14 protein-coding genes are annotated in these 14,461 nt (G+C 39.9%); 3 read left to right on the top strand and 11 right to left on the bottom strand.

Going from position 1 to position 14,461, the window contains the following annotated elements; all coding sequences use genetic code 11:
* Positions 1 to 68: 68 nt before the first annotated feature.
* Complete coding sequence (locus QYZ87_09370; GenBank protein MDN4754721.1) at positions 69 to 1,595, bottom strand: PAS domain-containing protein; 1,527 nt, start codon at positions 1,593 to 1,595, stop codon at positions 69 to 71.
* 330 nt (positions 1,596 to 1,925) lie between these two features.
* Between QYZ87_09370 and QYZ87_09375 the strand changes: the two genes are divergently transcribed.
* Positions 1,926 to 3,068, top strand: coding sequence for an IS256 family transposase (locus tag QYZ87_09375; GenBank protein ID MDN4754722.1), 1,143 nt, complete (start codon positions 1,926 to 1,928; stop codon positions 3,066 to 3,068).
* 359 nt (positions 3,069 to 3,427) lie between these two features.
* On the opposite strand, the gene glyA is transcribed toward QYZ87_09375, so the two are convergent.
* The 8 genes from glyA to QYZ87_09415 all read right to left on the bottom strand — a co-directional run bounded on the left by glyA (position 3,428) and on the right by QYZ87_09415 (position 11,434).
* Complete coding sequence (gene glyA / locus QYZ87_09380) at positions 3,428 to 4,708, bottom strand: serine hydroxymethyltransferase (GenBank protein MDN4754723.1); 1,281 nt, start codon at positions 4,706 to 4,708, stop codon at positions 3,428 to 3,430.
* A 234-nt stretch (positions 4,709 to 4,942) separates the two neighbouring features.
* Positions 4,943 to 6,436 (bottom strand): cysteine--tRNA ligase, encoded by a 1,494-nt coding sequence (gene cysS / locus QYZ87_09385; protein ID MDN4754724.1) that lies wholly within the window; start codon positions 6,434 to 6,436, stop codon positions 4,943 to 4,945.
* A 171-nt stretch (positions 6,437 to 6,607) separates the two neighbouring features.
* Positions 6,608 to 6,955 carry a 50S ribosomal protein L20 gene (rplT, locus tag QYZ87_09390; GenBank protein MDN4754725.1) on the bottom strand — a complete coding sequence of 116 codons (348 nt, stop codon included), beginning with the start codon at positions 6,953 to 6,955 and terminating at the stop codon, positions 6,608 to 6,610.
* A gap of 143 nt (positions 6,956 to 7,098) precedes the next feature.
* The gene (gene rpmI / locus QYZ87_09395) at positions 7,099 to 7,296 is read right to left on the bottom strand and encodes a 50S ribosomal protein L35 (protein MDN4754726.1); all 198 of its coding nucleotides are present in this window, start codon (positions 7,294 to 7,296) and stop codon (positions 7,099 to 7,101) included.
* A gap of 69 nt (positions 7,297 to 7,365) precedes the next feature.
* Complete coding sequence (infC, locus tag QYZ87_09400; protein ID MDN4754727.1) at positions 7,366 to 7,938, bottom strand: translation initiation factor IF-3; 573 nt, start codon at positions 7,936 to 7,938, stop codon at positions 7,366 to 7,368.
* A gap of 69 nt (positions 7,939 to 8,007) precedes the next feature.
* Positions 8,008 to 9,978, bottom strand: coding sequence for a threonine--tRNA ligase (gene thrS, locus QYZ87_09405; protein MDN4754728.1), 1,971 nt, complete (start codon positions 9,976 to 9,978; stop codon positions 8,008 to 8,010).
* Between the two features lie 308 nt (positions 9,979 to 10,286).
* Entirely contained in the window at positions 10,287 to 10,865 is a 579-nt protein-coding gene (locus QYZ87_09410; GenBank protein MDN4754729.1) for a cob(I)yrinic acid a,c-diamide adenosyltransferase, read from the bottom strand.
* 35 nt (positions 10,866 to 10,900) lie between these two features.
* Entirely contained in the window at positions 10,901 to 11,434 is a 534-nt protein-coding gene (locus tag QYZ87_09415; protein ID MDN4754730.1) for a hypothetical protein, read from the bottom strand.
* Between the two features lie 120 nt (positions 11,435 to 11,554).
* On the opposite strand from QYZ87_09415, the gene QYZ87_09420 reads away from it, so the two are divergent.
* A complete protein-coding gene (locus QYZ87_09420) occupies positions 11,555 to 12,451 on the top strand; it encodes a M48 family metallopeptidase (GenBank protein ID MDN4754731.1) in 897 nt (298 codons plus the stop codon).
* A gap of 269 nt (positions 12,452 to 12,720) precedes the next feature.
* Positions 12,721 to 13,035: a hypothetical protein gene (locus QYZ87_09425; GenBank protein ID MDN4754732.1), complete on the top strand. Its 315-nt coding sequence runs from the start codon at positions 12,721 to 12,723 to the stop codon at positions 13,033 to 13,035.
* Positions 13,036 to 13,053: 18 nt separating this feature from the next.
* Here the strand turns inward: QYZ87_09425 and QYZ87_09430 are convergent, their stop codons facing one another.
* Both QYZ87_09430 and QYZ87_09435 read right to left on the bottom strand, forming a co-directional pair.
* Positions 13,054 to 13,719: a peptidylprolyl isomerase gene (locus QYZ87_09430; GenBank protein ID MDN4754733.1), complete on the bottom strand. Its 666-nt coding sequence runs from the start codon at positions 13,717 to 13,719 to the stop codon at positions 13,054 to 13,056.
* Positions 13,716 to 14,435 carry a TrmH family RNA methyltransferase gene (locus QYZ87_09435; protein ID MDN4754734.1) on the bottom strand — a complete coding sequence of 240 codons (720 nt, stop codon included), beginning with the start codon at positions 14,433 to 14,435 and terminating at the stop codon, positions 13,716 to 13,718. The genes QYZ87_09430 and QYZ87_09435 overlap by 4 nt, the downstream gene beginning before the upstream one ends.
* Positions 14,436 to 14,461 lie beyond the last annotated feature (26 nt).

Consider the following 14,461-nt stretch of genomic DNA (forward strand, 5'->3'; position numbering starts at 1 on the left):
ACACTACAGGAACTATTTAAAGTCCCTATAGTGTTTTTTTGGGGGGTATATAGTGAACTATTAAGATCTTAATTTTTATAGTTATCAATCAACCCTTTTATCTTCTTGATGAGTTTATCCAATGGAATGTCCGCACGTTGACTCATCATCTGAATGGTTGCTTTAGGTAGAATAACTTTAGCAATCGGAGTGTTGAGCATTTTGAACTTTTCGTCAATCTTTGGTAAGTCATGAATCAACTGAGGGTAGCGATTCAGTAGCTCTTTCAGCTTTGTCTTAGCCGTGACATCGTCACTTATTTCACTTTGAGAATTACTCGTAGAGGGATCTACTTGGTCTTGTTTCTTTTGTTCTTTTTGCTCCTCATCCCATGTTAGTAAGGTCCTCGAGTCTTCAACTTCTCTGATACGCGTACAGTCCTGCATCATTTCCAGTACTCCTCTGAATGTTCCATGCTCGTCTCTGACTGCTACGTATTTGATATAAATGAAAATCCCTGGTTTATTGATCCAAAAGTCCGTGCTATCTTTTTCTCCAGTCCTGAACTTTTCAATGATTTCCTCTACTAGGTGGACACTCTTAGGGGGATGACAATTTCGGACCTCTCTACCAATGACTCCCTTACTACGTGGAAAAACTCTATGTGGTGTGTCTGTATAAAACTTAACGATCTCATTCTCATCAACGTAGGAGATATCTACGGGTAAATGGCGAAAGAGAAGGTTGATTTGCTCTAAGGTTAATTGACCTTCTGAGACATTTAATACTTCGTTGGATGTCGTTTTCCCTCCCAATCCATACTTTTGGAGTAAAGAGGATAGCTCATCTACAAATCCTTCTTTATCTTCCTTATCTGTTTTTGGGGATTGAATATATTCAGGCATATCTATCATGAAGAAGCCAATCTCTCTATCTCCAGATTTCATCTCCTCAAATTCATTTTCGGATATGAGTTTTAGAGATGTAGGATATAGGATTAATTCTTCTTTAGCCATAAGATCACGGAGATCTATAGTCATCTCACGATAAGCGAAACGAAATCCTGATAAGTCATCATTCTGAAGAGCTTGCATCGCTGAATTCATCTCCTCCTTTATCGCGTCATCGTAGGGCCACATCGTAGTGGTGGGTCTGTCAAAACCTTTCTTTTCTAATATAGAATAGAGTTGATTTTGTTTACGAGAAAAATGGACTTTATAGAGCATGATTTTCTCCATTAGTTCCAACCACTGATTTTTAATAAACTCCTGATCCCAAATGCTCTCTCCTGTAGCAAGAAGTATTTCAAGTTCAATGTTTTCTCTTTTGTATGCATCAATTGGATGACCAAAAGGGAGCTCTATTTGAGTCTCAGGGATGAGTCCATCGAAAATGTCTAGCATTGTTCTGACGTTTTCATTTCGGCACTCATCGGGGTTATTTTCCTTAAGAAGTTGTTCTGACGCAGCATATTCTTCAGGCGAGATTTTCCCGACTTCCTCTTTCATTCTTTTCTTGGCGTCTTCTAAAGAAATATGACCATTGTCAAATTCTTTTTTTATTGCCAGCATTCTAGTTAGTTTGTCAAGATCGACATTCTCAAATATTTTATTCATAATGATTGCTTTAATAATTAATACTTTATAAATGTACTACAAATAATATGTAATCTAGTACAAGCTAATGGTGTCTTTGTTATCTTTCGGTGTTTTTTTTGATTTTTTATAGTGTCTCTTTGATTATTAGTGGTTTTAGTTTCGAATTATTAGTTGGATAAGGAATGGGATTGATATTTATCATGATGAAAGCGGTCACAATATCTTTGTTGCCCAAAAGAATCCAAGACTCACAGTCAGATACTGTCCCCAAAAAGTGTGTAAGTCCCAAGAATGTTATCTTTGAAAAGTTAAAAACAAAAGATAAACAAGAAGATGAGACTTACACAAATGCAATTTAAGGAAATTCTATCAAACGTGATGACAGAGCCAAATGGAGTTGGTCGTTTAATGGAGTTAATCATCGAAATAGCGATGCAAGGGGAGAGGGAACTGTATAAAGAAGATAGTGGCGATGTGAGCAATGGATACCGCCCCCGTCGCATCTTTGCGAGTGGTAATATGCTAGAATTACGAGTACCCCGAACTCGACAGCAGGGCTTCATGCCCTTGATTTTAGGCGTTCTCAAAGATCAAGAGAAAGAGATGGGAGAACTAGCAGGTTATCTATATAGCTGCGGTAATACGATGGAGGATATCTCTGGAGTATTCGAGCGTTTGTATGGTAAACGTTATAGTACGAGTCAAATCAATCGTCTCTCCTTATCGACCCAAGAAGCAGTAGAAGAGTGGCGTCAAAGACGTCTACCGAGGACTTTAGAGGCACTTGTTATCGATGCTACATATCTTCCTGTACGGAGAGGAGAAAGTGTGAGCAAGGAGGCATTTTTTGTAGTGATGAGTTTAGATAGCGAAGGACGTCGAGACATCGTGGGTGTCTATAATAATCCAACAGAGGGAAGCGGCATCTGGGGCGAGTTTTTTGAGGATCTAAAAAGCCGAGGACTCGAAGAGGTAGGACTAATCATTTCAGACGGGTTGAATAACATTGAAGAGGTTGCACGTGAGCACTTTACAGAAGTGGAAGTCCAGCTCTGCACGGTGCATCTACAGCGAGAAATAACTCGAAAGATACGCCCTCGAGATAAGTCAGCCATCGCAAGTGATCTACAGGAGGTCTTTAGTAAAGACGGCTCAAGAAGCTCACCTTTAGATGGCCTAGAGAGCTTTAAAAACTTTGCGTTCAGATGGCGTAAGAGCTATCCTTTTCTCACAAAAATAGCTAACGGTCAGAGGATAGAGTATTACTTCACATACCTAAAATACGACGTCAGTGTTCGCAAGTACATTCATAGTACTAACTGGATAGAACGCTTCAATAGACAGGTAAAGAAAGGGGCTCGATATAAATGTGCATTACCTAGCGTAGAATCCGCTCTACACTTGATAGGTAGTATTGCAATCAATGCAAACTATCTGAAGAAAAGAATAGGAGATCTAACTCTTGGACTTAGGAAGAACAATGAAAAGTAAATAACAACAATGTGCTTTATTTTCCAACACAAAGATATCAACCTAAAAGAATACGGCAAGGCGGTGTCTCCGCGGTGCTACGACAGCCTTGCCTTAATTCTTTATTGGTCTATCTTTAATGTTTATGGAAAACAAAGCGAAAAAATATGTAGGTTTGCTTTTCAGAGACGCATTCTGCCGTACACACTTTTGGGGACACTACCCTTTTCAGAGACGCATTCTGCCGTACACACTTTTGGGGACACTACCCACAGTCACGTTTATCCCAGTGGATAGGAGCTCTTAATTATTCTTTCAATATAAAAAGGAGCAGACCTCAATAGAAGTCTGCTCCTTTTTATATAGATAGTTTAGGTTGATTACCAAGCGAAAAGAGGGTGCTTGCTCATCATTTCCTTAACTTCCATAGCTACATTCTTATGAAGAGCTTCATCAGTTGGATTAGAAAGTACACGGTCGATCAACTTAACGATGGCCTTAGCTTCTTCTTCCTTTACACCACGAGTGGTGATAGCAGGAGCACCTACACGGATACCACTAGTCTGGAATGCAGAACGGTCATCAAATGGTACCATATTCTTATTAATGGTAATATGTGCCTGACCTAGTACAGTCTCAGCTACACGACCTGTAAGATCTGGGAATTTCTTGCGAAGGTCGATGAGCATCAAGTGGTTGTCAGTACCATCGGATACAACTTTATAACCAAGTTCCATGAATGTTTGAGCCATAGTGTTAGCATTAGCCTTAACCTGTTTTTGGTAATCCTTGAATGAAGGATCAAGGGCTTCGTGGAATGCTACAGCCTTAGCTGCAATGATGTGCTCGAGAGGACCACCTTGCAGTCCTGGGAACACAGCAGAATCAAGAAGAGAAGTGAATGTACGTGTTACGCCTTTCTTAGTCTTCTTACCCCATGGATTTTCGAAGTCCTTACCTACCATGATAATACCGCCACGAGGACCACGAAGAGTCTTGTGGGTAGTAGAAGTGACTACGTGAGCGTACTTAACAGGGTTCTCAAGCAGTCCTGCTGCGATCAAACCTGCTGGGTGAGCCATATCAATCCAGAGAATAGCACCAACCTTATCTGCAATGTCACGCATACGAGCGTAATCCCATTCACGAGAATAAGCAGAACCACCACCTACGATTAGCTTGGGTTTGTGCTTAAGTGCATCTCTTTCCATCTGATCATAATCTACTCTACCATCTTCTTTCTTAAGCTGATAAGCAATAGGATTGTAGAGGATACCTGAACTATTTACAGGAGAACCGTGAGTGAGGTGACCACCGTGGTCAAGGTTCAATCCCATAAATGTATCACCAGGCTTAAGTACGGTTAGGTAGATTGGATTATTAGCTTGTGCACCTGAATGAGGTTGTACGTTAGCCCATACACATCCGTAAATTTCCTTTAGTCGGTCGATAGCTAATTGTTCTGACTGGTCCACAATTTCGCATCCGCCATAGTATCTTTTACCAGGGTAACCTTCAGCATACTTATTGGTCATAACGCTACCCATAGCAGCAAGTACTTCATCGCTTACAAAGTTCTCAGAAGCGATTAGCTCTAGTCCGTTAATTTGACGTTCCTTTTCTTGAGCAATTAAATCGAAAATCTTCTCGTCTTTTCTCATTATTATTGAAATATTAAATGGTTATGTATAATCTGTGTATGAGCTTGAAAAGCCATCATCCTACTGGTATCGTAGGCTCCCTACAAAAATAACTAATTAAATCATAACAACCATAGATTTCATGGTTATTCTCTATTTTTGGAGTAGGGGGTTTCGAGCCAGTATCATAGGATTGGAGGAGATACTGATTTCCCAGACATCTCCTCCATCTTTTCTAAGCCTCTATAATAATATTTAAGGTAGTTTCCATTCGGCACCGCTTTTGGTGTCCATGATTTCAAAGCCAATCTTTTTCAGCTCATCACGTATCTTATCAGAGGTTGCCCAGTCTTTGGCTTCCTTAGCTCCTTGGCGGATCTCTAGTAGCAGATCCATTGCTTTTCCAAAGGCTTCGGTATGAGCACTGGACTCAGAAGCTCCTGAAGGTAGCATCCCGAGGATTTCAAATAGGAAGGTATCAAATAGATCCTTTAGCTCTGTAATTTGCTCCGCAGATAATCCTATTTCGCCATTTTTTGCTTGATTGATTTTTCGGGTAGCATCAAATAGTTCTGCAATAACCTTAGGGCTATTAAGGTCCTCATTAAGTGCAGCATAGCAAGACGCGAAGTAATCTGGCAATTCTTCGACATTGCTTGACGTTGCGGTTAGTGTATTTAGTGCTGAATAAGCATCCATAAGACGATCCAATCCCTTCGCTGATGCCTGTAAGGCTTCATTGCTAAAGTCCACTGTAGAGCGATAGTGTGCTTGTAATATGAAGAAGCGTATCATCATCGGTGTATAAGCTTGATCAAGCAACTTATTAGAGCCTTCAAAGAACTCTTCGAGGGTGATGAAATTACCAAGGCTTTTGCCCATCTTTTGGCCATTAATGGTAATCATATTATTGTGCATCCAATAATCGACAATCTCCTTACCCTCTGACGCTACAGCTTGTGCTATTTCGCATTCGTGATGTGGAAAAATAAGATCCATACCTCCTCCATGGATGTCAAATCCATCCCCTAGATATTTTCGTCCCATCGCTGTACACTCGCAGTGCCAGCCTGGGAACCCTTTGCTCCAAGGTGAGTTCCAGCGCATGATGTGTTCAGGCTTGGCTTTTTTCCATAAAGCAAAGTCTATCGCACTTCTTTTTTCGTCCTGACCATCAAGCTCTCGAGTCTGCTCCAGCATATCATCTATATTGCGTCCAGATAAGATGCCGTAGCGATAATCTTTATTGTACTTTTCTACATCGAAGTAAACAGAGCCTTGGGATTCATAGGCGTATCCAGCATTAAGGATCTCCTGAACGAGTTCGATCTGCTCAATGATATGACCACTCGCCATCGGTTCAATGGATGGGGGAAGTACGTTTAATAGGTCCATATCTTTGTGGTACCTTGTGAGATAGTACTGTACCACTTCCATGGGCTCGATCTGCTCTAGCCTTGCTTTTTTTGCAATCTTGTCTTCTCCATCGTCTGCATCATGTTCTAAATGACCCACATCGGTAATGTTACGAACATAGCGCACCTTATAGTCAAGATGCTTGAGGTAGCGAAAGAGTAGGTCGAATGTAATGGCAGGGCGAGCATGCCCCAAGTGTGCATCTCCATAAACAGTGGGACCACATACGTACATCCCAACGAAAGGAGACTGTTTGGGCTTAAATATTTCGTACTTACGAGTGCGAGTGTTATATATTGATAAGTTATTTCTTAGTTCCTCTTTATTCTTCATTATATCAATGTAATCATGGGGTAAATACTTTTACAAATATAAGAATATTATCTCAGATAGTTTATGCCCTTTGATGAACCCTTATAAGAAAAGACTCCCAGTACAATAATGTACCAGGAGTCTCATATCATCTTAAGTTACGATGTAACTTTATTCAGTGTGCTACTACTATCAAGCACGAGCTTGATCTACAATAGCCTTAAATGCTTCAGGATGATTCATAGCAAGGTCTGCAAGGACCTTTCTATTTATTTCAATTCCCTTAGCCTTAAGTAAGCCCATTAGCTTAGAATAAGAGATCCCTTCTTGGCGTGCAGCAGCATTGATACGCTGTATCCATAGAGCACGGAAGTTACGCTTCTTGGTCTTTCTGTCTCTGTAAGCATAGGTAAGTCCCTTTTCCCATGAGTTCTTGGCAACGGTCCACACATTTTTACGTGCACCGAACTGACCACGGGTAAGCTTTAGAATCTTTTTTCTCTTCGCTCTTGAAGCGACGTGATTAACTGATCTTGGCATTTTTCTAAAAATCTTTTGGATGTGAGCGGCTGTCTATCTTCTATCTTTAGAAAGCTAAACTTAGCACTTTGATGTTGAGCATCCACATCCTGTTATAAAAATCTCAATTTGCTTTAATTCTCAAAAGTTGTCATCCAACTATATCAACCAATTGCTAGCAACTTCTTTACTGCTCCCTTATTGGCCTTGTCTACAAGTCCGGAGTTAGTTAAGTGGCGTTTCTGCTTTTTAGTCTTCTTGGTTAGAATGTGACTTTTGTAAGCATGTTTGCGTTTGATTTTACCTGATCCGGTGAGAGTAAATCTCTTCTTAGCACCGGGATTAGTCTTCATCTTAGGCATTCCAGTCAAAAATTATTTAGTTATTAAAAGTGACTTCAATGGTTTGCACCACATTCGTCGGTTGTTTTCTTATTTCTTTTTCACCACGCCCTTTTTAGGAGAGAATAACATGGTCATTCTTTTACCTTCAAGTAAGGGCATTTGGTCAACTTTGGCGTACTCTTCCAAGTCGCTTGCAAAGCGCAGCAGGAGTAACTCACCTTGGTCCTTGAATACTATGGAGCGTCCACGGAAAAATACAAAAGCTTTAACCTTATTTCCATCTTCGAGGAAACTAATAGCGTGTCTAAGCTTGAAATTGTAATCGTGATCGTCTGTTTGTGGTCCGAAACGAACCTCTTTTAATACGACCTTTGCTTGTTTCTGTTTCTGCTCTTTGGCTTTCTTCTTTTGTTGGTAAACAAACTTCTGATAATCTAAAACCTTACATACTGGTGGCTCTGCATTAGGAGAGATCTCCACTAGATCCAAGTCTAGCTCGTCAGCAATTCTGCGGGCTTCTGCAATTGGAAAAACGCCTTGTTCAACATTGTCTCCGACCAAGCGTACTTCTCTAGCACGAATTCGCTCGTTAATACGAAGATCAGGTTCGTTATCCTTATTACTATTTTGATTTCTTTGTTGTCTTCTAAAATTCGCCATTCAGTATTTTCGTAGGTGATAAATCTATTTTTTTATTGTTTCCTGATATAATAATTATTACTACTATCCTTATTTTTCCTCCTTCTCATAACGCCATGCATTCATTTCTGAATCCACTTGTGAGAGTATTCGGTCAGCAAAGATACTAATTTCTTCTGAACCTTGGTCACCTTCTCCTTGAATTCTTACAGAAACGGTACCATTTTGAGCTTCGTTTTCTCCTACAATCAGTAAGTAAGGTATTCTCATCAGTTCATTATCGCGGATTTTTCTACCAATCTTTTCGCTACGATCATCGACCGATGCACGGATGTCCTTCTTGCTGAGTTCCTTCATAACATGATATGCGTAATCATTGAAGCGGTCCGAGATCGGTAAGATAACGACCTGATCTGGGGCTAGCCAGAGTGGGAATTTACCAGCGGTATGCTCAATGAGGACGGCCACAAATCGCTCCATAGAGCCAAATGGTGCTCTGTGAATCATTACTGGACGATGTTTTTGGTTATCTTCGCCCATGTATTCGAGCTCGAAGCGTTCAGGTAAGTTGTAGTCTACCTGAATTGTTCCTAATTGCCATTTTCTACCCAATGCATCCTTTACCATAAAGTCAAGCTTAGGACCGTAGAACGCTGCTTCTCCATATTCAACGACAGCTTTCAGCCCTGTTTCCTCGCAGGCTTCTATAATAGCTCTCTCTGCTCGCTCCCAGTTTTCATCGCTCCCGATGTATTTAGACCTATTGTCAGGGTCTCTGAGTGAAATCTGAGCTTCATAATCATTGAAGTTCAGGGCTTTGAATATAATAAAAATAATATCCATAACCTTTATGAACTCCTCCTTTATCTGGTCAGGACGACAGAATAGGTGGGCATCATCTTGGGTGAATCCTCTTACTCTAGTTAATCCATGAAGTTCACCACTTTGCTCGTATCGGTACACTGTACCAAACTCTGCAAGTCGGACAGGTAGATCTCTATATGAGTGAGGCTTGGACTTATATACTTCACAGTGGTGAGGGCAATTCATTGGTTTTAGCATGAACTCCTCTCCCTCTTGTGGAGTCGTAATTGGTCTGAATGAATCCTCGCCATACTTTGCATAGTGCCCAGATGTGACATATAGATTCTTGTGTCCAATGTGTGGAGTAATTACGGACTGATAGCCGTATGCTTTTTGGATCTTTTTTAGATAGTCCTCCAGCTGAGCTCTTAGTTGTGCTCCTCTTGGTAGCCATAGAGGTAAGCCAGCTCCAACATTTTGTGAAAAAGTAAAGAGCTCTAGTTCCTTGCCAATCTTTCTGTGATCCCTTTTCTTTGCTTCCTCTAGTAGCTCTAGGTAATCGTCAAGCATCTTCTTCTTTGGGAAGGTGATGCCGTAGATTCGGGTGAGCTGTCTTCTGCTTTCATCACCACGCCAATAAGCTCCAGCTACACTGAGCAATTTTATTGCCTTAATAGGGGCCGTTGTGGGTAGGTGAGGACCTCTACAAAGATCAGTAAATCCTCCTTGTGTATATGTAGTGATTGTACCATCATCAAGGTCAGTAATTAACTCAACCTTATACTCATCACCTTTTGAATTCCAGAAATTGAGTGCATCCTCCTTGGAGATACTTTTCCGAACTAGTTCCTCTTTTCGAGATACTAGCTCTTTCATCTTTTTCTCTATAGTCGGAAGATCTGACTCCTTAATTTGTACCCCTTCACCAGGATCCACATCATAGTAAAATCCATTATCTATCGCAGGCCCAATACCAAACTTTATCCCAGGATACAGCTCTTGAAGAGCTTCGGCCATCAAGTGAGCACTTGTATGCCAAAAAGCGTGTTTTGCTTCTGGGGAATCCCATTTATGAAGAGTAAGGTTCGCATCCTCATTGATGGGGCGTGTGAGATCTACTACATTACCATTAACAGTCGCTGCTAAGACCTCTTTAGCAAGTCTAGGGCTAATGTCTTCTGCTACTTTTAGTGCAGTAACCCCTTGTTCGTATGATTTTGTACTCCCGTCAGGCAGAGTGATAGTTATGTTATTCATTATCAATAATTGGCTTGTTATAATAATGGTGCAAATATACTTAATTTTCAGCGATCACATTAATTATTCTTAGAAAGGAAAACTGAAGCGAGGAAAACAAATTGTTGATTAGTCAAAACTTTTCACGATTCCTATTCAAAAAAATCAGGACGCATGTTGGCATAAATATATCTCTGTTCATCCTAGAGATGTTCAGTGTAGAATGAGGCTCAAAGAATAGGTTGTGTAGTTTCTAAATATATGAAAAAGAGGAAATCGAGATCTCCTCTTTTTCGTCTGTCAATAGAAACTAAAGTTTGGAAGAAATGTTACTTCTTAGGGCTTTCCCAAGTAACTTCAGCACCACCTTCAGCACGAGCTAGAGTCCTTGCCAAAATGAAGAAATAGTCACTGAGACGATTGAAAAATAGGCGAACCTCTTCAATTACTTCAGCATTTTCATCTACTTCCAATAATCTATAGATATTTCTTTCGGTGCGGCGTGTGACAGTCCTACAAATATGCGCTACGCTTGTAGCCATTCCTCCTGCTGGAATGATAAAAAGATTCAGCTTGGGTAAGGCTGCATCCAGGGTGTCAATCTCTTTCTCTAAGGTTTTAATGTCATCAAAGCTAATCCCACAAGGGATTTCAAAATCCATCTTTACGGTATTGTCCGTCGCTAGATATGATCCTGCAGAGAAGAGCCTATTCTGTATCATAGCTAAGATATCATCCTGATCAACTTCTTTAGGAAGCGTAGCTCTTAATAGGCCTATATTTGAGTTAAGTTCATCCACAGTTCCATATGCTTCTAGACGTTGAGATGCCTTTGATACTCTATTGCCACTGACTAATGAAGTCATACCTTTATCGCCACCCTTTGTGTAGAGGCGACTTTTCTTTATATTATTCTCATTCATGTGTTATTGCTCTAAAAAAATTACTTTTTTGTACTCCGATAAAGATACACAACATCGTTAATATACACAAAGAGTGCGGTGTCATATAGATCAATAACAATACCTGACTTAATATTTGATATAAACTTTTCGAATTTCTTTTCACTTGAGCTATTTTCACGGATTCTAGTGAGTATAATGTCTCCTTTGCATTTGTTACAAAAGTTTATAGCTACCTCTGCTTTATCGGTATATAGTAATGATCTATGACTACATTGATCTATATTATTCACAATACATAGATCGCTTTTTGCCACCAATAGCATATCTGTATTGATCATTTCATCTGATATGACGTGTAGTGTCTGAGGGTTTCTTCTCGCAATCATTCTGAATAGTAGCAGTTCATTATCCTTTATCCAATAATCATCTTCAGCATAATATCTTCCATATGGTTGTATGACATTCTGTATGATTTGAAAGGCGAGAGGCGAGTGGACTCCGTGACCTCTTCCATATCGAATTTTCCTAATAAATTTATACTGGTATAGACTTCTTCTTTTGTATGGTTTCATAACGATGCTTTTGACTTTGTTGGTCAATCTGCTTCCAAATATATGGTGACTTTCAATTAAAATAGATACTTTTGAGTATCGAAAGTCAAATATAGAAATTAATTATTAGAGAACTAGATTATGAAGAGATTTAATTATATAGTATCAATTATATTGATAACCATAGGAATGAGTTCTTGCTCATCTGTTGCATTAACAGGTCGATCGCAATTGAACTTAGTTCCAGATGATGCCATATTGAGTGCCAGTTCATCTCAGTATGCAACGTTTATGAAGCAGGCGAAAGTCAGCAAGAATAAGACTCAAACTAATCGTGTACGGGAGATTGGTCAGAGGATAGCGAATGCCACAGAGCAATACTTGAGATCAACCGGCATGGCTGCAGAGGTAGAGAAGTTCCACTGGGAGTTTAACTTAGTTGCCTCCAATGATGTTAATGCCTTTTGTATGCCAGGTGGTAAGATTGTAGTGTATGAAGGGCTTTTGCCCGTGGCCGAAAATGATGCACAGTTAGCTACCGTGATGTCTCATGAGGTAGCACATGCATTAGCTAAGCATGCTAATGAGCGCATGAGTCAGCAGATCGTACGCCAGTATGGGGCCAATGCTTTAGGGATGCTCCTTAGTGGCAGTTCTGCTGTTACCCAGCAGGTATCGGGTATTTTATATAATGTGGGTAGTGAGGTCTTTTTTTCTTTACCTTACAGTCGTAAGCATGAGTATGAAGCGGATAAGATTGGGCTTTACCTCATGGCTATCGCTGGGTATGATTATACAGAGGCTGAGAAGTTTTGGATGAATATGTCTAGAGGAAGTAAAAGTACTCAAGATATCCTTAGTACACACCCTGCTGATGAAAAACGTATCAAAGCCATTAGAGAAGAGCTTCCAAAGGTTCAGGAGTTCATGTCAGGGTTAAAATCAGCACCATCGCCAAAGAATAACGCACCTGCTAATTCTGCTAACCTCAAAGAGGTTAATAAAAATCGTAAAACTCCTATTAAGACACACTATTGATTTTTATTCTCCTCTTCTTCTTGAGATTGATAAAGTTATAATAATACTTTAAGATAGTCCTAATTAGTTGATATTTGCTGTGAAAGAAAAATATAACTGATTAGGATTATCTCTTGTTGAATAAGAGCAGTAACCAATAATATTAAAGATAACGAATTAAATATATAATTGTGAAAAAACTTTATTTGTGTTCCGTGTTGCTAATGTGTTTCATATTAGCTTCTTGTGATAAATACACTTCCCCATCGCCTATAGATGGTACGTGGAGAATGGTAAGGATAGATAATAACTCTGGCATTGAGATACCTATCCCTAAAGGAGCTGTGCCGTATTGGGACTTTTCCAACGTGATATATTCAGTTGGTTATCAGAGAGAAGGGGCTGTTAGTGTCAGCCGTATGGGTTATGGTAATGTCTCATTTGATAGAGATCAAATGACCTTGAAGGCGAACGAAAATAAGCCGCACTTCTTTCCTGTGCCATCAACTGAAAAGTTAACAGAGCTCCACTTTGAGTATAGTGTATGGAAGGGAAAACTAAGACTTGAGTCGGAGACCTATACCATCTTCTTGGAGAAAAAATAAGTCTTTATACGAAATATATTAATTCAAAATCTCGGCAGACTTGATGAAGATCTCCTTCGTTGGTTCGTCAGAGGAGTCAGTCTCTACTTTCTGAATCTTCTCGATGGTTTTCCACCCGTCAATCACCTCTCCAAAGACGGTATATTCATTATCTAGGTGAGGTGAGCCTCCTTGAGTCATATAAGTTTTGACAATGTCCTCACTCATCTCTACTCCGCTCTGTTTAGCCATCTGAGTGAGTTCACTTTCGAGATAGTACTGCCCAACAACTACGTAAAACTGAATAGGGTCACTCTCTTTATTTGGGTTTACTTCATTAGATACACGAGCAGCTGCTACAGCCCCTCTTTTGTGGAATAACTTAGGGTAGTTAATCTCATTGGGTATCTTTTTGCTATGTCTCTCCATTAGCGATTCCAGGCCTTTGCTATCATTGTGTCTCATGCCACCACCAGCCTGGACCATGAAATTAGGAATCACTCTATGAAACGTAAGATTATTGTATGCCCCTTCTTTTACTAGCATCAAGACGTTGTCCCTATGTAATGGAGTCTCGTTGAATAGCTTTATAGTAAAGCTGCCTTTATTAGTTACAAACTTTACTTGTTTTTCGACATTTTGTGCATTAGTGGATGAAGTTATTCCCATTAGGATCAAACAAAGTAAGGTGAGTATTTTTTTCATGAGTTTGTTTGTTGTTTAAGATGACTTAATAGTATTGCTGCACTAAGTGAAACATTTAGTGATTCACTAATAGTACTCTTGGCAGGAAATATAGATAAATTTTCCTTACAAATCGACAGGGTTTTATCTGAAAGTCCGTTACCTTCATTGCCAAAGAGTATGATTGTGGAGTCTGAAGGCGGAGTATAGTCTAAGTGATTTGATCCACTTAATGTTGTGCCAACGACTTGATCAAAAAGTAGTGGAAGCTGTTGGGGAAAGTCTATATCTTGATAAATGGTAACATTTCCAAGAGCTCCTGCTGTCGCTTGGACTACTTTAGGACTGTAAGGATCTACACAGCCCTTGCTACACAATATTGATTTGATACCCAGCCAATCACATAGCCTAATGAGAGTCCCCATATTTCCAGGGTTTTGTAAGGCCTCCAGCCCTAGGCAAAGGTCATTTATTTTAGTCGGAAGAGTAGGGGACTCCTTTTTCTTGAAAATAGCGATGAAGTCATGCCGGCTTTCTAGCTCAGAGAGATTTCTCATAAGCTTAGACTCTATTGATCTGATTTTTTCAGAAGAGATCTGATTGAGCAGGTTCGTACTGGATGGATCCACAGATTCATTAACTAGTAGTAGCTCCAGCTCGAAGCTGAATAATAGCTGTTCGATCACTTTCTCCCCCTCTGCGATAAAGAGAGACAACTGCTCCCGATGTTTTTTCATCCTAAGAGAGTTAAGCAACTTGCGTT

The organism is Porphyromonadaceae bacterium W3.11 (assembly GCA_030434245.1).
Taxonomy (GTDB): domain Bacteria; phylum Bacteroidota; class Bacteroidia; order Bacteroidales; family Porphyromonadaceae; genus Porphyromonas_A.